The organism is Anaeromyxobacter soli, assembly GCF_022808855.1.
Lineage (GTDB): Bacteria > Myxococcota > Myxococcia > Myxococcales > Anaeromyxobacteraceae > Anaeromyxobacter > Anaeromyxobacter soli.
Map to the genome: position 1 here is coordinate 1 of NZ_JAKZLF010000037.1, position 23,506 is coordinate 23,506.

Genomic DNA, 23,506 nt, shown 5'->3' on the forward strand with positions numbered 1-23,506 from the left:
GGCGGCGCGGGCGGGCGCGCGGCGGAGCCAGGGCGCGGCGGAGCCGGCTGAGGCGTGCGCGGCGGCGCGAGCGGCCGGCTCGCAGGAGCGGACGGTCGCGGGGGCTGCGCCCGGGACAGCTTCGCGAGGCGCGCCTCCTCCTCCTCCTTCGTCACCACGAGCGGCGGCCCGCCGGCGCGCTGCCGCGCCTCGTCGTCCGCGCTGTAGAAGAGCTGGAAGGTGGTGAGGCCGCGCACGACGAGCTCGCCGCGCTGGTTCTCGGCCCACACCTCGATGTCGATCGCGTAGCGCCCGCCCTCCTCGAAGCGGCGGTCGGTCACGCGGCCGCGTACGGTGAGCACGTCGCCCGGCCAGACGATCTTCACGAACCGCGCGGAGAAGCGGCGAAGGCGCGCGCCCCGCACCCAGTCCACGACCAGCTCCCCGAGGAAGCCCATCGCGATCATCCCAGGCGCGAGCGCGCTCGGGAACCCCGAGTTCTTCGCGTAGGGCTCGTCGATGTAGAGCGGGTTCCAGTCCTGGGCCGCGCCGACGTAGCGCGCGATCTGGAGCCGGTCCACCGGCGACTTCACGAGCGGCGGCAGCTCGTCGCCGACCTTGACCGCCTCGAAGTAGAGCTGGCGTGCGCTGAGCATCCGTCGTCCCTATCCCCGACGCAGGATGAGCGTCGCGCGCGAGCGGAACACCCACTCGCCCTTGTCGTCCCGGGCCTCGTCCTCGAGGACGAGCACGTCCATCGGACCGCTCGCGCCGGGCCGCTCCTGGACGTCGGCCACCCGCGAGACGACCGTGAGGCGGTCGCCCGCCACGAGCGGGCGGGCGTACTCGATCTGCTGCTCCGAGTGGAGGATGGAGCGCGTCCCGAGATCGAGCGAGTGCCGGAAGCGGTCGTTCGCCGCGAGCGCCGCCGCGAACGTCGGGGGCGCCACGAGCGCCGGGTAGCCGGCCGCGCGCGCCGCCGCCTCGTCCTGGTAGATCGGGTTCGGGTCGCCGAGCGCCTCGGCGTACCGGCGGATGGCGCTCCGCTCCACCTCCTGCGCCACCGGCTCGCTCTCCCGTCCGATGAGGGATCTGTCGAGCATGCGTTCCGTTCACCTTCCCGCGGGGAGATCGAGCACCGTGAGGAGCCCCTGGCGCTCCAGGACGGCGGGGATCGCGTTCACGACGGCGTGCGCGGTCCCGACCTCGCCGGGGACGCCGCCCGGGATGATCAGGCGGAGCGGCGGATCCGCGTCGAGCTCCACCTCGTCCCGTGGGTCCTCGGCGCCGGCCTGCAGCACGAGCTCGAGCCGGACCACCTCGCGATCCTCGGCGAACACCCGCGCGACCTGCTGGACCCCGGCCACCTCTCCGCGTCCCACCGCGCCGTCCTCCTCCGCGAGGAGCGGGACGATCTCCTCGTCCACCTCGTACTCGTCGGCGCCGGCGCACGACTCGGCGAGGAGCGCCGCCGACTGCGCGAGGCCGGGCTGGCCGATCTCGCCGCGCTCGAGCGCCTCGTCGAACGCGTCCTCGGCGAGCCCGAGGCCCGCCTTCTGCCGCAGCGCCCCGGAGCCGGCCGTCACGTCGACCACCCGGATCACGCGCACGTGGCGCACCGGTCCGGCGACCTGGGAGAGGAACGCGGGGAGCCGATCGAGCACGAACCCCGGCGCGACCCCCGTCGCCACGACCGCGACCCCGCGCTGCTCGCAGAGCCGGTCGAGCGCCTCGGCGTCCTCGGCGCTGTCGAGCGCCGGGTTCACGAGCTCCTCGCAGGTCGAGACGACGTGGACGCCTGCCCGCACCGCGGCGCGGAGATCGGGGAGCGCCTCCTCGAGCCGGCTCGTCCCGGAGTGCAGGAGGACTCCGCCCTTGGCGCGCGCGAGCGCCTCGGCGAGGTCGCTCTCCACGCGCAGCTCGGGCGCGGGAGCGCCGACGAGCTCGTCGAGCGGCTGGCCGGCGAGGGCGGCGTCGGGATCGACCGCCGCGACGATCTCGAGGTCGTCGCGCAGCACGACCGCCCGGGCGATCGCCCGCCCGGTTTCACCCAGCCCCGCGAGCACCACCGGGATGACGCCGTCCGGTCGCACGTGCCCCTCCGGAGACGTGCGCGCCCGGGGAGCGGGCGCGGCGGATCTCCAAGATTCACGGGCCCTTATAGTGCACGCGATCGACGGCTATCAAGAAAACCGGGGAGCTCGCCCCCGCCGGCGCGCTGGCCTCCGGCCGCGCTGGCCCCCGATCGCCGGGCGCGCGCGAGCGTCGCTCCAGGCTCGCTAACCGTTCGTGGACAGGGAACTTTTACGACCCGATCATCGACTCGAGGAGCAGTCGCGCGGAGGGGTCGGACCAGTCGCGGGGGCCGACCACGAAGGCGACCAGCCGGCCGTCCTTGTCGACGATGTAGGTCTCCGGGAACTTGAGGTCGGGGCAGACCCCTCCCCGGGCGGCGCAGTAGTAGGCGCGCGTCGCCACCTGGGCGGGGTCGAGCGCCACGGCGAGGCCGGGCTTCCCGAAGTAGGGCGGCGCGGCGAAGAACTCCTTCACGGGGTCCCACGCCTCGTCCACCGAGACGGCGACCATCCGGAAGCGGCCGGGGTGCTTCGCCTCGAGCTCCCGCCCGAGCCGCACCATCGAGGGCATCTCCTCCCGGCACGGCGGGCACCAGGTGGCCCAGAAGTTCACGAAGACCACCTGGCCCTTCGCCTGCGCGAGCGAGAAGCGCGTGCCGTCGAGCGCCTCGAGCTCGATGGCCGGCGCGGCCACGTCGGTGCGGTCCACGCCGAACCCGAGGATGGCCGCGCGGTCGAGCGCCGGCTGCGTGACGAAGCGGTCGTAGGCGAGGTAGGCGAGCGCCACGACGAGGACGGCGGCCGTCGCGGCGGCGGCGAGGCGGAGGCCGCGGCGCGGCGCGGGTCCCCGAGGCGGCCGGCCGATGTCGTTCGATTCCGTCTTCACGGCGCGGTTCTACAACAGCGGCTTGCTTGCCGCCACCCGCCGCGCGGGCGACACTCGGGCCTCGATGCGCGGCCTCATGGGCAGCTTCGCGGTCCTCCCGCTCTCGGAGCTCGTCGACCTGCTCGCGCGGCGACGCATGTCGGGCACGCTCGGCTGCGAGCGCGGCACCGTGAAGAAGTCCATCCAGGTCCGCGACGGCGTGGCCATCGGGGCCGGGTCGAACGATCCGCGCGAGCACCTCGGCCAGCTGCTGCTCAACTTCGGGCACGTCTCCGAGGAGCAGCTCGCGAAGGCCTTCCAGACGCAGGAGGAGACGCGGATCCGGCTCGGGAAGGTGCTGACGCTCGTCGGCCTCGTGTCGCCCGACGTCATCCGCGACGTCCTCGCCATCAAGCTGCGCGAGACGCTCCTCGACGTGTTCCTGTGGGACGCGGGCGTGTTCTGGTTCGACGACGGCGCGCCGCCCGACGTGGACGAGCTCGACGCGGCGGTGCCGCTCGCCGACATCGCGCGCGAGGCGGAGTTCCGGACGACCGCCTGGAGCGCGTTCCGCGGCGAGTTCCCGAGCGGCGCCGCCTCGCTCGTCGTGGACGAGGCCGCGGCGCCCGCCTCCGCCGGCCCGGGCACGATCGACGGACGGCTCCTCGCGCTCGCCCGCGAGGGCAAGACCATCGACGAGCTCGGGCTCGCGCTGCACGCGACCGACTTCCACCTCTACCAGCGGCTGTACGCGCTCGCCCGGCAGGGCGCGCTCCGCGCCGCGCCGGCGCCGCTCGCGGCGGCCGTCGCCACGGAGCCGGTCGGCGCCGCCGACCTCATCGACCGCGCCCGCTCGCTCCTCGCCGACGGCCGCGCCGACGACGCCGAGCTCGTGGCGGCGCGCGCGGTGGAGCTCGCCCCCGCCTCGGAGGCCGCGCGGTCGCTGCTCGTCGAGACCGAGCGCGTGCTCGGGGAGCGGCTCCAGGCGGAGCTCCTCGGACCGCCCCGGACGCCGCGGCTCAAGCTCGCGGCGCGCGAGGTGGCGCGCCTGCGGCTCTCCTCGGCCGACAAGTACCTGCTCTCGCGCTGCGACGGCCGGCGCGACCTCCGCGAGCTCACCCGCGTGGCGCCCCTGCGCGAGCTGGACGTGCTGAAGGCGATCCGGCGCTTCGCGGACGCGGGGCTCGTCGAGCTGGGGTAGCGCCGCCGCCGGCTCGCGGGCGAGGCGAGGCGGGGCGCCGCCGCGCTCGCGGCGAGCCGTCCGCGCCGGCGCAAGGGACCCCGCGCGCAGGGCGCGGGGCGAAGCCCCCGGCTACCTCGACGCCGTGCGGAGCTCCGCGCCCTTCGCCGAGGCGACGTGCGTCGCGAAGTACGCCTCGAGCGCCTCGCGCGCGACGGTGGGCGCGCGCGCGTGCCAGAGCCGCTCGTTCACCACCACGGTCGCGATCGCGATCTGCGGCTTGTCCGCCGGCGCGTACCCCACGAACCAGGAGTAGTCGCGGTACGGCTGGGCGTCGGCGAGCGACCCCGTCTTGCCCGCCACCGAGATGCTCCGGAGCGGGCCGCGGGCGCGCGAGAAGGCGCGGCGGGCGGTGCCCTCCGTGACCGTGCTCCGCATCATGCGGGCGAGCTCCGCCGCCACGGGCTCCTCGATCACGCGGCGCGGATCGCCCGCGGAGGGCGGCGGGCCGCCGCCCTCGACCGCGTCGACGATCACGGGCGGCACGAGCACGCCGTCGTTCGCGACGATGGCGGCGAGCAGCGCCGCGTGCAGCGGCGAGAGCTTCACCCCGCCGAAGCCGGCGGCGGTGTTCGCGAAGCCGAAGTCGTCGTCCGGGATGTCCGCCCGGGAGATCTCGACCGGGTGGGCGAAGGGGATCTCGGTGTTGAAGAGGAACCGCTCGGCGGTCGCGCGCAGCCGCTCCGCGTCGAGGCCCCGGTCGGCGAGCTTCGCGAAGACGACGTTCGTCGAGTGGCCGAAGGCGGAGGCGAGCGTGACGCAGCGATGGTCGCGGCGCGGGTCGTCGGCGAGGAGCTTCGGCGCGAGCCGGTGCTTGCCGCCGTGGTAGCAGACCTCCTCGTCGGGGTGCGTCCCCTGCTCGAGCAGGGCCGCGGCGGTGACGAGCTTGAAGATGCTCGCCGCCGGCGCGAGCGCCGCGAGAGACAGGCCGCGGCGACCCGGCTCCGCGCGGGAGTGCTCCGCGAGCGCGAGGATCCGCCCCGTGGAGGGCTCGATGATGACGGTCGCGCCCCAGGGCACCCGGTACGTGTCGAGCGCGCGCTCCAGCCGGTCCTGCAGCCCCGGATCGAGCGTGAGGGTCGCGCGGCGATCGCCGAGCGGCGCGACGTACCGCCCCGAGGCCTCGTCGAACGCGATCTCGCCGATGCGGATCGGCAGCTCGGGCGCGGCGGGGGCGGCCGCGGCCAGCTTCTTCTGGGCCGAGGCGGTGGAGGAGGACGCGGCGCCCGTCCCGGGAGAGGACGGACGCGGGAGGACGAGGCCGGCGAGCACGAGCGCGCTCGCGGGCACGAGCCAGGAAGGGACGCGATGGAGCATCGGAGCGATCGGAGGGAGAAGCGGCGGCGAGTGTGCCGCAACCCCGGGACCGCGTCAAAGTAGGCGCCCGCCGACCGCGAGGAACGTGCTTGAGCGGGGGCGCGGCCCGACCGGAGCGCGATCGGGCCGCATTCACCCTGGGTATCAGCGCGCGCGGCGCGCCGCGGGCTTCGCGGCGCGTTTCGTCGCCTTGGCGAGCGCCTTGCCCGCGAGCGCCGCGCCGACCCGGGCGGTCGCGCCAGCGGCCGCGGGCTTCCCGTCGTGCAGCGGCTTCGCGCGCCGGCCCTTCCCGCGCGCGAGCGCCGCGCGCGTCGCCTTCGACGGGGTCGCCGCGGCGCGCTTCCCCGCGCGCTTCGCGCTCGCCTTCGGCGCGGCGGCCCGCTCCCGCAGCGCCGCCTGCGCCGCGGCGAGCCGGGCGATGGGGAGCCGGTACGGCGAGCAGGAGACGTAGTCGAGCCCGAGCTCGTGGCAGAACCCGACCGAGGCCGGGTCGCCGCCGTGCTCGCCGCAGATGCCGATCTTCAGCTCGGGCTTCGTGGCGCGCCCGGCCTGGACGCCGATCCTCATGAGGGCGCCCACGCCCTCGCGGTCGATGGAGACGAACGGGTCGCCCGGCCAGATCTCCTTCTCGCGGTAGGCGGCGATGACCGGGCCCGTGTCGTCGCGGGACAGGGCGAAGGTGGTCTGGGTGAGGTCGTTCGTGCCGAAGGAGAAGAACTCGGCGGTCTTCGCGATCTCGCCCGCGGTGAGCGCGCCGCGCGGGACCTCGATCATGGTGCCGACGTGGTACCTCACCCGCCGGCCGCGCGCGGCGAACACCTCGTCCGCGACGCGGCGCACGATCGCCGCCTGGTCGTCGAGCTCCCCCTTCGCGCCGACGAGCGGGATCATCACCTCCGGCTCGACCTTCACCCCCTGCTCGGCGACGTCGCAGGCCGCCTCGAAGATCGCGCGGGACTGCATCTCGGTGATCTCCGGGAAGGAGATGCCGAGGCGGCAGCCGCGGTGGCCGAGCATCGGGTTCGCCTCGTGCAGCTCGTCGATGCGCGCGCGGACCCGCTCGATGGGCTTGCCGGTGACGCGCGCGAGCTCCTCGATGCCGGCCGCGTCCTGCGGGAGGAACTCGTGGAGCGGCGGGTCGATGGTGCGGATCGTGACCGGGCGCGGGCCCATCGCCTCGAAGATGCCGCGGAAGTCCTCGCGCTGGACCGGCAGGAGCTTCGCCAGGGCCGCGCGCCGCTCCTCGAGCGTCTCCGCGACGATCATCTCGCGCATCGGGCCGATCTTGCCCTCGCCGAAGAACATGTGCTCCGTGCGGCAGAGGCCGATGCCCTGCGCGCCGAGGGCCACCGAGACGCGCGCCTGGTCCGGCTGGTCCGCGTTGGCGCGCACGTCGAGCCGCCGCGCCGCGTCCGCCCACGCCATGACCTCGGCGAACTCCTGGTAGACCGGCGCCTCCTCCGGCGCGAGCGTCCTCTCCACGAGCACCTGGAGCACCTGCGACGGCCGCGTCTCGAGCCGGCCCTCGATCACCTCGCCGGTGGAGCCGTCGATGGACATCCAGTCGCCCTCGGAGAGGGTCTTCTCTCCGGCGGCGGTGGCGATCCGCATCTTGCGGGCGTGGTAGTCGAAGGAGAGCGCCTCGCAGCCGACGATCGCGACCTTGCCCATCTGCCGCGCGACGAGCGCCGCGTGGGAGGTCATGCCGCCGAAGGCGGTGAGGAAGCCCTCCGCGGCGGCCATGCCGCGGATGTCCTCGGGCGAGGTCTCGTGGCGCGCGAGGACGACGCTCTCGCCGCGCGCGCGCCACGCCTCCGCGTCCTCGGCGAAGAACACCACCCGCCCGCTCGCCGCGCCCGGGCCCGCCGGCAACCCCTTCGCGAGGACCTTCCCCCCCTTCAGCGCCGCCTGCTTCCGCTCGGCGTCGAAGATGGGCCGGAGCAGGTGGTTCAGCCCCTCGGGCTCGACGCGGAGGAGCGCCTCCTCCTTCGAGATGAGCCGCTCGCGCGCCATGTCCACGGCGATGCGGACCGCGGCGAGCCCGGTGCGCTTGCCGGTGCGCGTCTGCAGGACGTAGAGCTTGCCCTGCTCGATGGTGAACTCGATGTCCTGCATCTCCCGGTAGTGCCGCTCGAGCTTCGCCCGGACGTCGGCGAGCTGCTGCGCCATCTCGGGCCAGCGCGCCTCGAGCTCGGAGATCTTCTGCGGCGTGCGGATCCCGGCGACCACGTCCTCGCCCTGCGCGTTCACGAGGAACTCGCCGTAGAACTGGTCGTCGCCCGTGGCGGGGTTGCGGGTGAAGGCGACGCCCGTGCCGGAGTCGTCGCCCATGTTGCCGAACACCATCGCCTGCACGCTGACGGCGGTGCCCCAGTCCGAGGGGTAGCCGTAGAGCTTCCGGTAGGCGATGGCGCGGTCGTTGTCCCAGGAGCGGAACACCGCCGCCACCGCCTGCATGAGCTGGTCGTAGGGGTCGTCCGGGAAGGCGATCCCCTTGTGCTCCTCGATGGCCGCCTTGAGCTCGCCGACGAGCTCGCGGAGCGCGTCCTCGGGGAGCTCCGAGTCGAAGCGCACGCCGCGCGCGCGCTTCTTCCGCTCGAGGATCTCCTCGAAGGGGTCGCGGTCCTCCTTGCGCTCGGGCTTCATGCCGAGCACCACGTCGCCGAACATCGCGACGAAGCGCCGGTAGCTGTCCCAGGCGAAGCGCGGGCTCCCGGAGCGGCGCGCGAGCCCCTCCACCGTGGCGTCGTTGAGCCCGAGGTTCAGGACCGTGTCCATCATGCCCGGCATCGAGGCGCGGGCGCCGGAGCGGACCGAGACGAGGAGCGGGTTCTTCGCGTCCCCGAGCTTGCGGCCCACGAGCGCCTCGGTCCGCTTCATCGCCGCGCGGACCTCCGCCTCGAGCCCTCTCGGGATGCGCTTGCCGGCGCGGTAGTACTCGGTGCAGACCTCGGTGGTGATGGTGAAGCCGGGGGGCACCGGGATCCCGATGTTCGACATCTCCGCGAGGCCGGCGCCCTTGCCGCCGAGGAGGTCCTTCATGTCCTTGTTGCCGTCGGCCTTGCCGCCGCCGAAGGCGTAGATGCGCTTCTGGGCCATCCATCACCTCGAGTGAACCTGGAGATCGACCGAGCTCGCGGCCGGGAAGCGCACGGCCAGACAGCGCCAACGTAGCAAAGCGGCCCCGGGCCGGGAACGGAGCGCGCGCTCCGCCACCCCAACGGGCGCCGCGCGGATCGAGCGCGCGCGTGCAGAAGGGAGAGGGGGCGGCCGAGCCGGCGGCCGCGGGCCGAGCGACGCGTGACAGGAGGTCGCGGCTCGCCCGCCGGCGCGCGGGACGGGGTCCGGGAGCTTCGCCCGCCCTCGCCGCCATGAGCGGGGACGAGGCGCTCACCTCATCAGATCCGCAGCGCCTCGACGCGCGCCTCGTCGCGCTCCGGCTCGACCTCGTAGGTCTCGACGAGCTCGCCTTCGCGCCACTCCACCGCCACCCGCGACGCGTCCTTGCCCTTGCCGTACCGGGCGACGATCCGCGCGGCGAGCATCCGCTCCTCCCAGGTCGGCTCGCCCTCCACGAGCGCGATCGGGCCGAGCACGTCCTTCGCCTCGAGCCGGGCGCGGCCCGGGACGTGGTGCTCGAGCAGCGCGTTCTCCACCTCGGACCGCCCCACCACGAGCTTCGCGCGCGGGGAGAGCCGGAAGTGGCGGCCGGTGGAGAGGAGCACCACGTCCTCCGGCACGATGCGCCGCTCCTCGCCCGCGGCCTCGCGGGAGTCGAGCACGTCGAAGAACTTCTTCGCGAAGCTCTCGTCGGTGAGGTAGCAGCACCCCCCGGCCGGCTGCGGCCAGTCGACGACGCCGAGCTCCTTCGCGAGCTCCATCTGCCGGTGCCGGGAGCGCCCGCTCACCGCCTCGAGGAGCTCGCGGTCCACGATCCCCTCGAGCTCGGGGAGCGTGGGCGGGAGGAGCTTCGCGGAGAGCGGGCGCAGGAGCCGCCCGTCGAGGCCGCTGTCGCGCTCGATGATGCGGAGCGTGTCGCGCCGCTGGCTCTTCGGCCGCTGGCCGAGGACCTCGCCCGTGAAGACGAAGTCCGCCCCCTCCGCCTCCATGATCTCCTTCGCCTTGCGCATCATGAAGACGCGGCAGTCGACGCAGGGGTTCGCGTTGGCGCCGTACCCGTACTTCGGGTGCACGAGCATGTCGAGGTACTCGGCGCCGGAGATGTCGACGTACTCGATGTCCACCTCGAGGTCGGCGGCGGCGCGGAGCGCCTCGTTGCGGGGGACGCTCCCGTCGGCGCGCCCGCCCTTGCGGCGCTGCGTCTCGGTGATGCAGAAGCCGGTGTAGAAGTTCACCGCCTTCACCTCGATCCCCTGCCGCCGCACGAGCGCGAGCGCGAGCGTCGAGTCGAGCCCGCCGGAGATCATCGCGATGGCCTTGCCCTGCTTGCGCATTCCGCTCCTTCAGCGCGCGCGCTTGCGCACGAAGCTCTTCCAGGACGCGCCGTCCCGGAAGGTGCCGAGGTGCTCGTTGCGCGTCGCCTTGCACCACATCGGCATGTCCGTGGCGATCCCCGCGTCCGTCGAGATGACGAGCAGCACCGCGCCCTCGTCGAGCACGCGCACCGCCTTGGCGGTCTCGACGATCGGGAACGGGCAGAGCCGTCCGGAGGTGTCGAGCGTCCGCACAGGTGCGGGCATGTCGGGGAGCGTCACGGGCACTCCCTTTAGCCGTACGACGGACGGCGGGCAACCACCCCCGGCCCGCCGGTGTGGGCGCGCGCGGCGCGCCGGCGCGTCCTTGCCCGGGGTGCAGGCGAGCGGTAGGCTCCGCGCGATGCTCCGCCCCGCTCGTGTCGCCGTCCTCGCCGCGCTCGCCGCGGCCGCGCCGTTCGCTGCCTCCGCCCAGGAGCCCTACACGCCCACCGGCTTCGCCGCGACGTTCTCCTACGGCGGCGGCGGCGAGCTCGGGCTCTCCGAGGGGGAGGACAAGGGCGGCGCGGGGATCTCCGAGATCGAGGCGACGCTCGGGTACGACCTCGAGGCGCTGAACCTCCGCCCCGAGGTCGGCCTCGTGCTCGGGCTCGACCCCGACACGAACTTCGCCCTCCGGCCCGGCGTGCGCTGGATCTCGCCCCAGGTCCCGATCCAGGTCCGGCTCGCCCTCGACATGTCGAACGCGCGCGATCGCTCGATGGAGTGGCGCTGGCTCCTCCTCGGCGTCGCCACCGAGCTCCGCTTCACGGGGGTCCTCGGGCTGTTCGCCGAGGTCGACACCGGCGCGCCGCTCTCGTCGGAGGCGGGCGTGCCGCTGCTCATCCGCGGCGGCGCGACGTTCCGCTTCTAGCCAACCGTGGGAGACGTCCGCATGAGAAGCCTCGCCGTCGCGATCGCCGTCGCGCTCGGGCTGCCGGCCCTCGCCCTCGCCGAGGACGAGGTGCTCCCGCCGCCGCCGCCGCCGCCCTCCTACGACGGCGACGTGCCGCTCCCGCCTCCGCCCTCCGGCATGCGGCCGCTCTCGCAGCTCGACCCGCAGCTCCCGCCCGCCGGCCGCCCGGTCCCCGCCCCCGCGCGGCGGCCCGGCGCCCGCGCGCCCTCGGGCACGATCCAGGGCGGCGCCATCGGCGAGTCGCCCATCGCCCCGGCGGGCGCCCAGGCCGCGCCGCTCCACCCCGAGGAGACCATCGGCCACTGGCGCTACGCGATGGCGAGCGGCGTCGCCGGCCGGTTCGGCGGGATGCAGCTCGACAAGGACCGCGAGAACCCGGGCGTCCTCCTCTACTTCGGCGCCCAGGCGGACGGGCTCTGGTCCGAGGGGTTCGGGAAGTCGGCGCGGCTGCGGCTGCGGATGTTCACGGGCGGCGAGACCGAGGTCTACCTGCCCTCCGATGGCGAGGTCGAGGGCGCCTTCATGATCGGGCGCCGCGAGTTCCGCTTCGTGCTCGGCCGCGTCGAGGTGGCGCGCTACCCCGCGCTCGGCGTGCAGGTGCTCGCGCAGGTCGCGACGCTGCCGTGCTTCGAGGGCTCGCTGCCGCTCCTCGGCGACACGATGCGCCTCTACTACTACGCGTCGCCGGTGGAGGCCTCGTTCGTCCGCTACTACGGCGACGCCCACATCGCGCACTCGGCGGCCTGGGCGACCGAGTCCGACGTCCCGGTCGCGGCGAGCGCGGGGCGGCTGCGCTGGACGGTGCTCCTGCCGCCGTCCGTGCTGCTCTCGCTGCAGGGCGACGTCATGAAGATGTGGAACAAGGCCGATCTCCTCCTCGCCGGCGAGGCGAGCCTCGGCTATCAGGTGCTCGAGGGATCGGCGGTGTTCAACGTCGCGGTCCGCTGGGACCAGTTCCGCCGCCGCGGCCTCGCGCCCGAGACGAGCGCGACGGACTCGGAGATGAAGCTGCTCGGCATCGCGACGCTCGTCTTCTGAGGACGGGCGGGCGCCCTCGCGGCCGCGGGAATGGCCCGCGGCGCGGGCGGTTCGGGGGAGGAGCGCGGTCCGGGAACGCGTTCATCCGTTTGTCGGTACTCGGGATTTCGTGATTGAATGCGCGGCTCGACCACGCACGCGTAGGAGACGGTTCGACATGAGGCACGTCAGCTGGATCATCGCCCTCGTCATCGGATTCTCGGTGGGCTTCTTCTCTCGCGGCGCCCTCGACGGGCGCGGCGCGCGCCCGCCCGCCGGCGCGCCGATGCAACGGCCGGCCCGGCCCGTCGAGGACGCGCGCGCGGCCTACCGGGTGCCGGTGGACGACACGCCGCTCCGCGGCTCCGCGGACGCGCTCGTCACGATCGTCGAGTCGTCCGACTTCGAGTGCCCGTTCTGCAAGCGGGTCGGCCCGACGCTGAAGCAGCTCGAGGAGGCCTACCCCGGCAAGCTGCGCTTCTCCTTCCGCCACAACCCCCTGCCCTTCCACGCGCGCGCGCTCCCCGCCGCGATCGCCACGGAGGAGGCCCGCGCGCAGGGCGGTGACGCGAAGTTCTGGGCGATGCACGACAAGCTCTTCGAGCTCGCCCCGGCCCTCGACGACGCCAGCATCGAGCGCGCCGCGCAGGAGGTCGGCCTCGACGTCGCGAAGGTGAAGGAGGCGATCGCCTCCGGCAAGCACAAGGAGCGGATCCAGCGCGATCAGCAGCTCGTGCAGTCGGTCGGCGCGCCCGCGACGCCCTCGTTCTTCGTCAACGGCCGCAAGATCGCCGGCGCCCAGCCGCTCGAGGCCTTCCGCGCCCTCGTGGACGAGGAGCTCAAGAAGGCCGAGGCGCTCGTGCAGCGCGGCACGCCCGCGTCGCAGGTCTACGCCAAGATCATGGAGGGCGCGTCGCCGCGGCCGGTGTTCCTCCCGGCCGACCCCGGCCAGCCCGCGGGCGCCGCGCCCGTCGCGCCGTCCCCCGCCGCGCCGGCGCCCGCGGCGCTCTACCGCAAGGTGCCGCTGCGGCCCGACGACCCGGCGCGCGGCCCCGCCGACGCGAAGCTCACGGTGGTCCTCTTCTCCGACTTCCAGTGCCCGTTCTGCGGCCGCGTGGAGCCCACCCTGAAGCAGCTCGAGGAGGCGTACCCGGGCCAGCTGCGGATCGTCTGGAAGCACCAGCCGCTCCCCATGCACTCCGACGCGATGCCGGCCGCCCTCGCGGCGGAGGCGGCGCGCGAGCAGGGCAAGTTCTGGCAGCTCCACGACAAGCTCTTCGAGAACCAGCGCGCGCTCGACGCCGCCACCGTCGCGGGCCACGCGAAGGCGATCGGGCTCGACACGCGCAAGTTCGAGCAGGCGGTCCAGTCGAAGAAGTACGAGTCGCGGATCCAGGAGGACATGCGCCTCGGCAGCTCCGTCGGCGCGAACGGCACGCCCACCCTGTTCTTCAACTGCCGCCAGGTCGTCGGGGCGCAGCCGCTCGAGCGCATGCGCGCGGTCGCCGACGAGGAGCTCAAGAAGGCGGACGCGCTGCTCAAGGGCGCGAAGCCGGACGCGCGCTTCTACGATCGCGCCTGCGACGCGAACGTCGCCGCCGCGCCGGTGCCCGCCGCGGCGCAGGCGCCCGCGCCCGGCCCCGTGCAGAAGGTCGACGTTCGCCCGGACGACCCGGTGCGCGGGAACCCGAAGGCGCCCGTCACGATCGTGCTCTTCTCCGACTTCCAGTGCCCGTTCTGCGCCCGCGTCGGCCCGACGCTCGACGAGGTGCAGCGCACCTACGGCGACAAGGTGAAGGTGGTCTGGAAGCACCAGCCGCTGCCCTTCCACCAGCAGGCCCTCCCCGCGGCGGAGGCCGCCGAGGCGGCCCGCGAGCAGGGCAAGTTCTGGCAGATGCACGACAAGCTCTTCGCCTCGCAGCGCGAGCTCTCGCCCGACGCCTTCACGCGGATCGCGCGCGAGATCGGCCTCGACTCGAAGAAGTTCCAGGCCTCGGTCCAGAGCGGGAAGGCGCGCGCGCGCATCCAGCAGGACCAGCAGCTCGCGGCGTCGGTGGGCGCCCAGGGCACCCCGACGATGTTCGTGAACGGCGAGCGGGTCGTCGGCGCCGTGCCGTTCGAGCAGCTCAAGGCCGTCATCGACCGGCAGCTGGCGAAGCGCTGACCGTTCCCGAACGGCCCGTGCCGCGCGTCACGATCGTCGCGCCGACGTACAACGCGGCGCGCTTCGTCCGGCAGTGCGTGGACAGCGCGCTCGCGCAGACGTTCCGCGACTTCGAGCTCGTCGTCGTGGACGACGGCTCGACGGACGGCACGGCGGACGTCGTCGAGTCCTACCGGGATCCGCGCGTGCGGTGCCTCCGGCTGCCGCACCGCGGGCTCCGCGCCCTCGCGGAGAGCTACAACGCGGCGCTCGCCGAGAGCCACGGCGAGCTCGTGGCGATCCTCGAGGGCGACGACTTCTGGCCGCCCGACAAGCTCGAGGTGCAGGTGCGCGGCTTCGACGATCCCGCCGTGCAGCTCTCCTGGGGGGCGGGGCTCGAGGTGGACGAGGAGGGCCGCACGCTGCGGGTCTGCCGCGGCGTCGCGCTCGACGGCGGGACGGACCGCGTCCCCACGGCGACGCTCTTCCGGGAGCTCGTCAGGGCCTACGTGCTGTACCCGTCGGTCACGGTGATGATGCGGCGCGCGGCGCTCGATCGCATCGGCGGGTTCCGGCAGGACGGGTCGGCGAACTACGTCGACCTCCCCACCTGCATGCTGCTCCTCGCGCGCAGCCAGGGCGTCGCCCTGCACCACCATCACGTGCTCGGCTGCTGGCGCCGCCACGGGGCGCAGGCCACGAGCATGCGCGGCGACACGCTCCTCCGCGAGCACCGGCGCGTCGTGCGCGACGTGGTGGCCGCGCTCGAGCCCGAGGAGCGCGCCGGCGTCGGCTGGAGCGGTGCGCTCGCCCGGGCGAACCAGGGTCGCTGGCGGATGGCCGCTGCGCGCGCGGCGCTGCGCGGCGGGCGGTTCTCCCGCGCGCGAAGGCTCAGCCTCGCCGTCGTACGCGACGGGCCCGGGATGGCGCTGCGCGCGAAGGCGATGACGGCCCTCGCGTCGGCCGTCGCCGGCGTGGATCTCTCGACCGCCTGGCGGCGCATGCGCGGCCGCGCCTGACCGCGAGGCGGCGAGCCCGGGTGCGCTCTCCGGAGTGCCGCACCCACCTCGCCGCGGACCCACCCCGATTGGCGCCTCGCGCTCGCGCGTGCGACAATTCGTGGCCGTGGAAAGCTCGTTCGAGGTCCTGAACCGCTCGTTCGATCGGATCTTCGTCTTGACGCTCCACCGGGCGCGAGAGCGCCAGCGTCACGCCGAGCAGCACCTCGCGACGCTCGACTACCGGTTCCACATGGGTGTGGACGCGGCGACGCTCGACGTTCGCGCCCTCGAGCGCGCCGGCACCTACGATCCCGCCCGGGCCCGACGCGTGAGCCGTCTCGGGCGGCCGCTGACCCCCGGGGAGATCGGCTGTGCGCTCTCTCATCGCCAGCTCTACGAGCAGACCGTGCGCAACGGGTGGTCGCGCGTGCTCGTGCTGGAGGACGACGCCGGACCGAGCGGCGACCTGGGCTGCGCCGCCGCGGCGCTGGCGGAGCTGCCCGACGACTGGGAGCTGCTCTACGCCGGCTGGTCGAACTTCGAGGTGGTGACGCGCCGCATGCGGCTGAAGCGCGCGGCCTACGTGGGGCTCTCCGCGCTCCAGCTCCTCAAGTGGACGCCGGAGCAGGTGCTGCGCATGCACCCATCGTCATACTCGCTCCACCTGCGCCGCGCGGGGCTCCACCACGGCGCCTTCGCCTACGCGTTCACGCTGGGCGCCGCCAGGAAGCTGCTCGCGGCGCAGACGCCGGTCGCCTACAGCGCGGATCAGCTGTTCATCCACCTCGTCCTCTCCGGCGCGGTGAACGCCTTCGTGGCGCAGCCGAAGCTGTTCTGCGAGCGGAGCGCCGAGATCGCGCAGACCGAGCCGGTCTCGTACCGCCAGGCGCACTGAGGCGCGGGCGCGCGCGGGCGAGCGAGCGGCCGCCGACCCGACGCACCCGATCGGCGGAGAGCCGGCCCGGCGCCCGCCCTCCGCGCCGGGACCCTTGCGCGGGGCGGTCCGGTTCGGATAAGGATCCCCACTCGCCATGCGCCGGACCTTCTTCAAGTCCAAGATTCACCGCGCCACGGTCACCCACGCCGACCTCGACTACGAGGGCTCCGTCTCGATCGACGAGGACCTCCTCGAGGCCGCTGGGATCCTCGAGTACGAGGCCGTGCACGTGTGGAACATCACGCGCGGCACGCGGCTGCAGACCTACGCGATCAAGGGCGAGCGGGGCTCCGGCATCATCTGCATCAACGGCGCCGCAGCGCACCTCAACAAGCCGGGCGATCTCGTGATCCTCGCGACGTTCGCCGAGCTCGAAGAGGCGGAGGCGCGCGGCTTCAAGCCGACGGTCGTCCTCGTCGACAGGAAGAACAAGATCGTGGAGAGCGACGTGGTCGAGGTGGCGGGACCGGCACGTCGGGTGTCGGCATGACGGTGTTTCTTTGGCGCCGGTGATCTCCGGCCCACCCCCGATCTCGAGACCTTCCTCACCCTGTGCAGGCCGGGCCGTGCGGTGCCGGTGCGCGTCGAGGTCGACGCCGACACCGAGACGCCGGTCTCCGCGTTCCTGAAGCTCTCGCGCGGCGAGCGCCAGGCGTTCCTGCTCGAGTCGGTCGAGGGCGGCGAGCGGAGCGCGCGGTTCAGCTTCCTCGGCGCGGGACCGAAGAGCGCACTGCGCTACAAGCTCGGCGATCGCGGCGATCCCATCGACGCGGTGCGCGCCGCCCTCGCGACCCACTCCGCCGTGCGGGTCCCCGGCACGCCGCCCTTCTCGGGCGGGCTCGTCGGCCACGTCTCGTACGACGCCGTGAAGCTGTTCGAGCCGCGGGTGCCGATCGCGAACCCGGACGAGCTCGGGTTCCCCGACCTCCTGCTCATGGACTTCGACGAGGTGGTGGCGTTCGACAACCGCCGCCACTCGATGCACGTCCTCTGCGAGGTCCGCTGCGACGCGGGCGACGACCCGCGCGCGCTGTACGCGGACGCGCTCCGGCGCATCCGCAAGCGGCTCGGGCTCCTCGCCGCCCCGCTCGTCGATCGCCGGGCGCGGCGGGCGGCGCGTCCCTCCGCGCTCGTGCCCCGCCTCGCCAAGGCGGACTACCTCGCCGCGGTCGAGCGCGCGAAGGAGTACGTGAAGGCGGGCGACTGCCAGCAGATCGTGTACTCGCAGCGCTTCGACGCGGTGGTGTCGGTCCCGCCGTTCGAGATCTACCGCGCGCTCCGGCGCGTGAACCCGTCGCCGTACCTGTTCTTCCTGAAGGACGGCGACCGCGCGCTCGTGGGCTCCTCGCCGGAGACCCTCATCAAGCTGGAGGACGGCGAGGTGACGCTCCGCCCGATCGCCGGGACGCGGCGGCGGGGCGCGGACGCGGCGGAGGACGCGCGGCTCGAGGCGGAGCTGCGAGCCGATCCCAAGGAGAACGCCGAGCACGTGATGCTCGTCGATCTCGGCCGCAACGACGTCGGGCGCGTCTCGGCGGTGGGCACCGTCCGCGTCACCGCGCTCAAGACGGTGGAGCGCTACTCCCACGTCATGCACCTCGTCTCGGAGGTGAAGGGGCGGCTCGCGGAGGGCCTCTCGGCGGTGGACGTGCTGCAGGCCGGGTTCCCCGCCGGCACCGTTTCCGGGTCTCCGAAGGTGCGGGCCATGGAGATCATCGACGAGCTCGAGCCGGCGCGGCGGGGGCCGTACGCCGGCGCGGTCGGGTACTTCGACCGGGGCGGCGACATGGAGATGTGCATCGCCATCCGCACGCTCATGGCGCGCGGGCGGCGCGTCTCGGTGCAGGCGGGCGGCGGGCTCGTCTACGACTCGGTGCCCGAGGCGGAGTACCAGGAGACGCTCAACAAGGCGCGCGCGGTCTTCACCGCCGTCGCGCAGGCCGAGTCGCGGCTGCTCGACGCCGTGGCGGAGCCGCCGAGCCCGCGCGCGGTGGCGGCGCGCACGCCGAGGCCGAGCCGGCGCAGGCCGCGAAAGGGCAAGCGATGAGCGGCCGGAGCGGGAGGCGTGAGGAGCCGGCGCGTGAGGCGCACCCGGCCGTCGCGGCGAGCAGTGGCGACGCGCGCCGAGGCGCTCACGTGACGGAAGCCGCCCACCGCGGCGCGGCGCGGCGCGCCGAGGCGGCGCGCGTGCTGATGGTCGACAACTACGACAGCTTCACCTTCAACCTCGTCCAGTACCTCGGCGAGCTCGGCGCGGAGGTCGAGGTCTTCCGCAACGACGCCGTCGACGTGGCGGGGATCCGGGCGCGGCGGCCCGACGGGCTCGTCCTCTCGCCGGGGCCCTGCACGCCCGACGACGCCGGCGTGACGCTCGAGGCGATCCGGGCGCTCGCGGGCGAGCTGCCGATCCTGGGGGTCTGCCTCGGGCACCAGGCCATCGGGCAGGCGTTCGGGGGCAGGGTGGTCCGCAACGCCCGCATCGTCCACGGCAAGTCGAGCCCGGTGCGGCACGCGAGCGCGGGGGTGTTCGCCGGCCTGCCGTCGCCGTTCGAGGCGGGGCGCTACCACTCGCTCGTCGTCGAGCGCGCGACCTTGCCGGCCGCCCTCGAGGTGACCGCCTGGACCGACGAGGACGAGATCATGGGGCTCCGCCACCGCTCGCTCGACGTGGAGGGCGTGCAGTTCCACCCTGAGTCGATACTGACGCTCGAGGGGAAGCGGCTCCTCGGCAACTGGCTCCGCCGGCTCGGCGGCGGGAGGGTCCGATGATCCAGCAGGCGGTGGCGCGGCTCCTCGAGCACCACGACCTCGCGCGCGCGGAGATGAGCGCGGTGATGGTGGAGATCGCCGACGGCGGCGCGACGCCCGCGCAGGTGGGGGCCTTCCTCGCGGCGCTGCGGCTGAAGGGCGAGACGGTGGACGAGATCGCCGGCGCGGCCGAGGTGATGCGCGCGCGGGTCGATCGCGTGCGCGTCGACCGCGACGTGTTCGTGGACACCTGCGGCACGGGCGGCGACGGGCGGCACACCTTCAACATCTCCACCACCGCCGCGTTCGTGGTGGCCGGCGCGGGCGTCACGGTCGCGAAGCACGGCAACCGCGCCGTCTCCTCGTGCTCGGGGTCCGCCGACGTGCTCGCCGCGCTGGGCGTCGACGTGGACGCGCCGAAGGAGGTGGTCGAGCGCGCCATCGAGGAGGTCGGGATCGGCTTCCTCTTCGCGCCGCGGCTCCACCCCGCCTTCAAGGCCGTGGCCGGCATCCGGCGCGAGCTCGGCGTCCGGACGATCTTCAACCTGCTCGGGCCGCTCGCGAACCCGGCCGGCGCGCGGCACCAGGTCATGGGCGTCTACGAGCCCCGCTGGGTGCCGGTCATCGGCGGCGTCCTCGCCGCGCTCGGCGCGGCGCACGCGTTCGTCGTGCACGGCGAGGGGCTCGACGAGATCGCCGTCACCGGGATGACGCACGTGTGCGAGGTGCGGGACGGCGCCGTGGAGCGCTACTCGGTGCTCCCCGAGGACCTCGGCCTCGCGCGCCACGAGGAGGCCGAGCTCCTCGGCGGCGACGCGGAGCGGAACGCCCGGATCCTCGCCGACGTCCTCGGCGGGCAGAAGGGCGGCCCGCGCGACGCGGCGCTCGCGAACGCGGCGGCGGCGCTCGTCGCGGCCGGCGCGGCCCCGGACCTCCGCGCGGCCGTCCGGCTCGGCGCGGAGGTGGTCGACCGCGGCGGCGCCTCGGAGATGCTCGCGCGGCTGGTGCGGGCGACGCGAGGCGCGGCGTGACGTTCCTCGCCGGGATCCTCGCGCGCAAGCGGGACGAGGTGGAGGCCCGGCGCGCGGCCGAGCCGGAGCGCGAGCTCGCGGCGCGGGCCCGCGACGCGGCGCCGCCGCGCCCGTTCGAGGCGGCGCTCTCGCTGCGGGGCGGCCCGGCGCGGGTCATCGCCGAGGTGAAGCGAGCGAGCCCGTCGGCGGGTCCCATCGCGGCGGGGCTCGACGCGCCCGGGCAGGCCCTGCGCTACGCCGCGGCGGGGGCGGCGGCGATCTCCGTCCTCACCGACGGGCCCGGCTTCGGCGGCTCGCTCGCCGATCTGTCCGCGGTGCGCGCGGCCGTGGACGTGCCGCTCCTCCGGAAGGACTTCGTGGTCGACCGCTACCAGCTCCTCGAGGCGCGGGCCGCCGGCGCGGACGCGGCGCTCCTCATCGTGGCGGCCCTCGAGGACGGCGCCCTGCGCGAGCTCCTCGACGCCTGCGGCGGCCTCGGGCTCGCGGCCCTCGTCGAGGTGCACGACGCCGGCGAGGCGGAGCGCGCGCTCGCGGCGGGCGCGCGCATCGTCGGCGTGAACAACCGCGACCTCCGCACCTTCGCCGTCGACCTCGCCACCTCCGAGCGGATCCTGCCCGCGCTGCCCGCGGGCGTGCGGGGGGTCGCGGAGAGCGGCGTCCGCACGCCCGAGGACGCGCGCCGGCTCCGCCGGGCGGGCGCGGCGAACCTGCTCGTGGGCGAGGCCCTCGTGCGGGCGAGCGATCCCGGCGCCCTCCTCCGCGAGATGACGCAGTAACCCCAGGACTTTGCCCCGGTGCCCTCCGTGAAGGTCAAGATCTGCGGCATCACGCGCCTCGAGGACGCGCTCCTCGCGGTGCGCCTCGGCGCGGACGCGCTGGGGTTCAACTTCTGGCCGGGCTCGAAGCGGTTCATCCCGCCCGCGGCGGCGGGCGAGATCGTCCGGCGCCTCCCGCCCGGGGTCGAGACGTTCGGCGTCTTCGTGGACGCGTCGAGGGAGGAGCTCCTCGCGGCCCTCTCGGCGTCGGGCGTGACGGTCGCCCAGCTCCACGGGGACGAGCCCCCGGCGCTGTGCGCGTCGCTCCCGGTCCCGGCGGTGAAGGCGATCCGCGTCGAGGGGCCCTCGTCGCTCGCCGCCCTCGCCGCCTACGAGGTCCCGGCGTTCCTGCTGGACGCACCGGGGCCCGGGTTCGGCGGCAGCGGCAAGACCTTCGACTGGTCGCTCGCCTTCGAGGCGGCTCGCGCGGCGCGGGTGTTCCTCGCCGGGGGCCTCACCCCCGAGAACGTGGGCGAGGCGGTGCGGCGGGTGCGGCCCTACGGCGTCGACGTCGCGAGCGGCGTGGAGAGCGCGCCCGGCGTGAAGGACGAGGACAAGCTGCGGCGGTTCATCCAGGCGGCGAAGGAGGCAGCACGATGACGGTTCCGGTTCCCCTCCCCGGCCCGCGCGGCCGGTTCGGCGCGTACGGCGGGCGCTACGTCCCCGAGACGCTGGTGCCAGCGCTCGAGGAGCTCGAGGCGGCCTGGCGCGCCGCGCGGGAGGATCCGGCCTTCCGCGCCGAGCTCTCCGACCTGCTCACCCGCTTCGCCGGGCGCGAGACGCCGCTCGGCGACGCCCGGCGCATGAGCGCCGACGCCGGCGGCTGCCGGGTGCTCCTGAAGCGCGAGGACCTCTGCCACACCGGCGCGCACAAGGTGAACAACACGCTCGGTCAGGTGCTGCTCGCGCGGCGGATGGGGAAGACCCGCATCATCGCGGAGACCGGCGCCGGCCAGCACGGCGTCGCGACGGCCACCGCGGCGGCGCTCTTCGGGCTGCCCTGCGACGTGTTCATGGGCGCGCTCGACGTCGAGCGGCAGGCGCTGAACGTCTTCCGCATGCAGCTCCTCGGCGCGCGCGTCGTCCCGGTGGAGTCCGGCTCGCGCACGCTCAAGGACGCGATGAACGAGGCGCTCCGCGACTGGGTGACGAACGTGCGCGACACCCACTACATCATCGGCTCGGTCGCGGGCCCCCACCCGTACCCCGCGCTGGTGCGCGACTTCCAGTCCGTCATCGGCGCGGAGGCGCGGGCGCAGTGCCTCGCGCTCACCGGCCGGCTGCCCGACGCGGTCGTCGCCTGCGTGGGCGGGGGCTCGAACGCGATGGGCATCTTCTCCGCGTTCCTCGAGGACCCTGCGGTGAAGCTCGTCGCCGTCGAGGCCGCCGGCCACGGGCTCGCGACCGGCCGTCACGGGGCCTCGCTCGCGAAGGGGACGCCGGGCGTCCTGCACGGCTCGCGCAGCTACGTGCTCCAGGACGAGAACGGGCAGATCCGCGAGGCGCACTCGATCAGCGCCGGGCTCGACTACCCGGGCGTCGGCCCCGAGCTCGCCCACCTCAAGGACTCGGGCCGGCTCACGCTCATGCAGGCCACCGACGTGGAGGCGCTCGAGTCGCTCCAGTACCTCGCGCGCATGGAGGGGATCATCCCGGCGCTCGAGACCGCGCACGCGGTCGCGGCGGCGCGCGAGGTCGCGCGCGCGCTCGGGCCCGACGGGCTCGTCGTGGTGAACGTCTCGGGCCGCGGCGACAAGGACGTCGAGCAGGTGCGCCGCGCGCTCGCCGCGCAGGCCTCCCCGCCCCGGAAGGCGGCGCGGAGGAGCCGCGGCCGGCCGGCGCCGCGCCGGAAGGGAGGCGCGCGATGAGCACCGCGAGGTCGAGGGCGCGCGCGGGCGGCGCGCGCGAGGTGCCGGGCGTCGCCGCCGCGGCGCCGGCGGACCGGATCGCCGCGGCGTTCGCGCGCTGCCGCGACGCCGGCGAGGCCGCGCTCGTCACCTACGTCATGGGCGGCGATCCCGACGTGGCGACGTCCAAGGCGCTCGCGCTCGCCTGCGTCGAGGGCGGCGCCGACCTGCTCGAGCTCGGAGTGCCGTTCTCGGATCCGATGGCGGACGGGCCCACCATCCAGCACGCCGCGGAGCGCGCCCTCGCGTCGGGGACGACGCCCGACGGCGTGCTCGAGGTCGCGGCGGCGGTGCGCGCGCGCTCGGACGTGCCCATCGCGCTCATGGGCTACCTGAACCCCATCCTCGCGCGCGGCGTCGAGCGCTTCGCCGACGGCTGCGCGCGCGCCGGGGTGGACGCGGTGATCATCCCCGACCTCCTCCCCGAGGAGGCGGGCGACGTCGCGCCCGTGCTGGCCTCGCGCGGCGTCCGGACCGTGTTCCTGCTCGCGCCCACCTCCGACGCGGCGCGCGTCGAGGCGGCGGCGCGCGCGGCGACGGGGTTCCTCTACTTCGTGTCCGTCACCGGCGTCACGGGCGCGCGCAAGGCGGTGGCCGCGGAGATCGGCCCGACCGTGGCCGAGATCCGGTCGAAGAGCCCGGTGCCGGTGGTGATCGGGTTCGGCGTGTCCTCTCCCGCCCAGGCGCGGGAGCTCGGGGCCCTCGCGGACGGCGTCGTGGTGGGGAGCGCGATCGTGCAGCGGATCGCGGAGGGCGGGACGCGCAAGGCGCGCGCCGAGCGCGTCACGCGCTTCGTGCGCTCGCTCAAGCGGGCGCTCCGGCGCTGAGCGCTCCCCGCGCTGCCCACCCGGCGGCGCCGCCCCGGCGGGCCGTCGCGTGCGGGGCGACGGAACTCCAACGTTCGGGTGGCCGCGAGCGCGGCCGCCCGCGCGATGCGAACGCTTCCACTCCTCCTCGCCGCCTCTATCGCGATCGCCGCGTGCGGCTCCAAGAGCGAGCCCGCGCCGGCCAGCCCCGGCCCGACGCCGCCGAGCGACGGCGGC

General features: G+C 74.7%; 22 protein-coding genes. 14 read left to right on the forward strand and 8 right to left on the reverse strand.

The features are described from left to right. From MLV88_RS19990 to MLV88_RS20005, 4 genes are all read right to left on the reverse strand, one after another. Nucleotides 1–635: MaoC/PaaZ C-terminal domain-containing protein (locus MLV88_RS19990; RefSeq protein ID WP_242356983.1), on the reverse strand; the 635-nt coding region annotated here is incomplete at its 3' end. A gap of 9 nt (nt 636–644) precedes the next feature. Next, nucleotides 645–1,082, reverse strand: coding sequence for an FAS1-like dehydratase domain-containing protein (locus tag MLV88_RS19995; RefSeq protein WP_242341401.1), 438 nt, complete (start codon nt 1,080–1,082; stop codon nt 645–647). A 9-nt stretch (nt 1,083–1,091) separates the two neighbouring features. Next, complete coding sequence (locus tag MLV88_RS20000) at nt 1,092–2,072, reverse strand: dihydrodipicolinate reductase (RefSeq protein ID WP_242341402.1); 981 nt, start codon at nt 2,070–2,072, stop codon at nt 1,092–1,094. Between the two features lie 211 nt (nt 2,073–2,283). Continuing rightward, nucleotides 2,284–2,940 carry a TlpA family protein disulfide reductase gene (locus tag MLV88_RS20005; RefSeq protein ID WP_242341403.1) on the reverse strand — a complete coding sequence of 219 codons (657 nt, stop codon included), beginning with the start codon at nt 2,938–2,940 and terminating at the stop codon, nt 2,284–2,286. Between MLV88_RS20005 and MLV88_RS20010 the strand changes: the two genes are divergently transcribed. Continuing rightward, complete coding sequence (locus MLV88_RS20010; RefSeq protein ID WP_242341404.1) at nt 2,918–4,120, forward strand: DUF4388 domain-containing protein; 1,203 nt, start codon at nt 2,918–2,920, stop codon at nt 4,118–4,120. The genes MLV88_RS20005 and MLV88_RS20010 overlap by 23 nt on opposite strands. A gap of 111 nt (nt 4,121–4,231) precedes the next feature. Here the strand turns inward: MLV88_RS20010 and MLV88_RS20015 are convergent, their stop codons facing one another. The 4 genes from MLV88_RS20015 to MLV88_RS20030 form a co-directional block, all read right to left on the reverse strand. Further along, on the reverse strand, nt 4,232–5,476 hold the full coding sequence (locus MLV88_RS20015; RefSeq protein ID WP_242341405.1) for a penicillin-binding transpeptidase domain-containing protein: 1,245 nt from the start codon (nt 5,474–5,476) through the stop codon (nt 4,232–4,234). A 144-nt stretch (nt 5,477–5,620) separates the two neighbouring features. Next, entirely contained in the window at nt 5,621–8,575 is a 2,955-nt protein-coding gene (gene ppdK, locus MLV88_RS20020; RefSeq protein ID WP_243338476.1) for a pyruvate, phosphate dikinase, read from the reverse strand. Nucleotides 8,576–8,874: 299 nt separating this feature from the next. Next, complete coding sequence (locus tag MLV88_RS20025) at nt 8,875–9,930, reverse strand: asparagine synthase-related protein (protein ID WP_242340638.1); 1,056 nt, start codon at nt 9,928–9,930, stop codon at nt 8,875–8,877. Between the two features lie 9 nt (nt 9,931–9,939). Continuing rightward, a complete protein-coding gene (locus MLV88_RS20030) occupies nt 9,940–10,191 on the reverse strand; it encodes a sulfurtransferase TusA family protein (protein ID WP_242340639.1) in 252 nt (83 codons plus the stop codon). A 121-nt stretch (nt 10,192–10,312) separates the two neighbouring features. Between MLV88_RS20030 and MLV88_RS20035 the strand changes: the two genes are divergently transcribed. The 13 genes from MLV88_RS20035 (at nt 10,313) to trpA (ending at nt 23,290) form a co-directional block, all read left to right on the forward strand. Beyond that, nucleotides 10,313–10,822 carry a hypothetical protein gene (locus MLV88_RS20035; RefSeq protein WP_242340640.1) on the forward strand — a complete coding sequence of 170 codons (510 nt, stop codon included), beginning with the start codon at nt 10,313–10,315 and terminating at the stop codon, nt 10,820–10,822. Between the two features lie 21 nt (nt 10,823–10,843). After that, nucleotides 10,844–11,902, forward strand: a complete 1,059-nt coding sequence (locus tag MLV88_RS20040; protein WP_242340641.1) for a hypothetical protein — start codon at nt 10,844–10,846, stop codon at nt 11,900–11,902. A gap of 157 nt (nt 11,903–12,059) precedes the next feature. Continuing rightward, nucleotides 12,060–14,045 carry a DsbA family protein gene (locus tag MLV88_RS20045; protein ID WP_243338478.1) on the forward strand — a complete coding sequence of 662 codons (1,986 nt, stop codon included), beginning with the start codon at nt 12,060–12,062 and terminating at the stop codon, nt 14,043–14,045. Nucleotides 14,046–14,062: 17 nt separating this feature from the next. Then, complete coding sequence (locus tag MLV88_RS20050) at nt 14,063–15,043, forward strand: glycosyltransferase family 2 protein (protein ID WP_242340643.1); 981 nt, start codon at nt 14,063–14,065, stop codon at nt 15,041–15,043. Between the two features lie 106 nt (nt 15,044–15,149). Then, entirely contained in the window at nt 15,150–15,920 is a 771-nt protein-coding gene (locus MLV88_RS20055; RefSeq protein WP_242340644.1) for a glycosyltransferase family 25 protein, read from the forward strand. A 136-nt stretch (nt 15,921–16,056) separates the two neighbouring features. Beyond that, nucleotides 16,057–16,452 carry an aspartate 1-decarboxylase gene (gene panD, locus MLV88_RS20060; RefSeq protein ID WP_242340645.1) on the forward strand — a complete coding sequence of 132 codons (396 nt, stop codon included), beginning with the start codon at nt 16,057–16,059 and terminating at the stop codon, nt 16,450–16,452. An 87-nt stretch (nt 16,453–16,539) separates the two neighbouring features. Next, entirely contained in the window at nt 16,540–18,009 is a 1,470-nt protein-coding gene (gene trpE / locus MLV88_RS20065; RefSeq protein ID WP_242340646.1) for an anthranilate synthase component I, read from the forward strand. Between the two features lie 146 nt (nt 18,010–18,155). Then, on the forward strand, nt 18,156–18,731 hold the full coding sequence (locus tag MLV88_RS20070; RefSeq protein WP_242340651.1) for an anthranilate synthase component II: 576 nt from the start codon (nt 18,156–18,158) through the stop codon (nt 18,729–18,731). Beyond that, nucleotides 18,728–19,741, forward strand: coding sequence for an anthranilate phosphoribosyltransferase (gene trpD, locus MLV88_RS20075; protein ID WP_243338480.1), 1,014 nt, complete (start codon nt 18,728–18,730; stop codon nt 19,739–19,741). The genes MLV88_RS20070 and trpD overlap by 4 nt, the downstream gene beginning before the upstream one ends. Further along, nucleotides 19,738–20,517: an indole-3-glycerol phosphate synthase TrpC gene (gene trpC / locus MLV88_RS20080; protein WP_243338482.1), complete on the forward strand. Its 780-nt coding sequence runs from the start codon at nt 19,738–19,740 to the stop codon at nt 20,515–20,517. The genes trpD and trpC overlap by 4 nt, the downstream gene beginning before the upstream one ends. 18 nt (nt 20,518–20,535) lie before the next feature. After that, the gene (locus tag MLV88_RS20085) at nt 20,536–21,156 is read left to right on the forward strand and encodes a phosphoribosylanthranilate isomerase (protein WP_243338484.1); all 621 of its coding nucleotides are present in this window, start codon (nt 20,536–20,538) and stop codon (nt 21,154–21,156) included. After that, the gene (gene trpB / locus MLV88_RS20090) at nt 21,153–22,424 is read left to right on the forward strand and encodes a tryptophan synthase subunit beta (RefSeq protein WP_243338486.1); all 1,272 of its coding nucleotides are present in this window, start codon (nt 21,153–21,155) and stop codon (nt 22,422–22,424) included. The genes MLV88_RS20085 and trpB overlap by 4 nt, the downstream gene beginning before the upstream one ends. Further along, nucleotides 22,421–23,290, forward strand: a complete 870-nt coding sequence (gene trpA / locus MLV88_RS20095; protein WP_242357114.1) for a tryptophan synthase subunit alpha — start codon at nt 22,421–22,423, stop codon at nt 23,288–23,290. The genes trpB and trpA overlap by 4 nt, the downstream gene beginning before the upstream one ends. Nucleotides 23,291–23,506: the final 216 nt, after the last annotated feature.

Coding starts and splice junctions, on each gene's coding strand:
- trpB (WP_243338486.1), top strand. CDS start 21,153: ATGACGGTTCCGGTTCCCCTCCCCGGCCCGCGCGGCCGGTTCGGCGCG.
- MLV88_RS20045 (WP_243338478.1), top strand. CDS start 12,060: ATGAGGCACGTCAGCTGGATCATCGCCCTCGTCATCGGATTCTCGGTG.
- ppdK (WP_243338476.1), bottom strand. CDS start 8,575: ATGGCCCAGAAGCGCATCTACGCCTTCGGCGGCGGCAAGGCCGACGGC.
- MLV88_RS19995 (WP_242341401.1), bottom strand. CDS start 1,082: ATGCTCGACAGATCCCTCATCGGACGGGAGAGCGAGCCGGTGGCGCAG.
- MLV88_RS20010 (WP_242341404.1), top strand. CDS start 2,918: ATGTCGTTCGATTCCGTCTTCACGGCGCGGTTCTACAACAGCGGCTTG.
- MLV88_RS20040 (WP_242340641.1), top strand. CDS start 10,844: ATGAGAAGCCTCGCCGTCGCGATCGCCGTCGCGCTCGGGCTGCCGGCC.
- MLV88_RS20035 (WP_242340640.1), top strand. CDS start 10,313: ATGCTCCGCCCCGCTCGTGTCGCCGTCCTCGCCGCGCTCGCCGCGGCC.
- panD (WP_242340645.1), top strand. CDS start 16,057: ATGCGCCGGACCTTCTTCAAGTCCAAGATTCACCGCGCCACGGTCACC.
- trpA (WP_242357114.1), top strand. CDS start 22,421: ATGAGCACCGCGAGGTCGAGGGCGCGCGCGGGCGGCGCGCGCGAGGTG.
- MLV88_RS20015 (WP_242341405.1), bottom strand. CDS start 5,476: ATGCTCCATCGCGTCCCTTCCTGGCTCGTGCCCGCGAGCGCGCTCGTG.
- MLV88_RS20025 (WP_242340638.1), bottom strand. CDS start 9,930: ATGCGCAAGCAGGGCAAGGCCATCGCGATGATCTCCGGCGGGCTCGAC.
- trpD (WP_243338480.1), top strand. CDS start 18,728: ATGATCCAGCAGGCGGTGGCGCGGCTCCTCGAGCACCACGACCTCGCG.
- MLV88_RS20070 (WP_242340651.1), top strand. CDS start 18,156: ATGGTCGACAACTACGACAGCTTCACCTTCAACCTCGTCCAGTACCTC.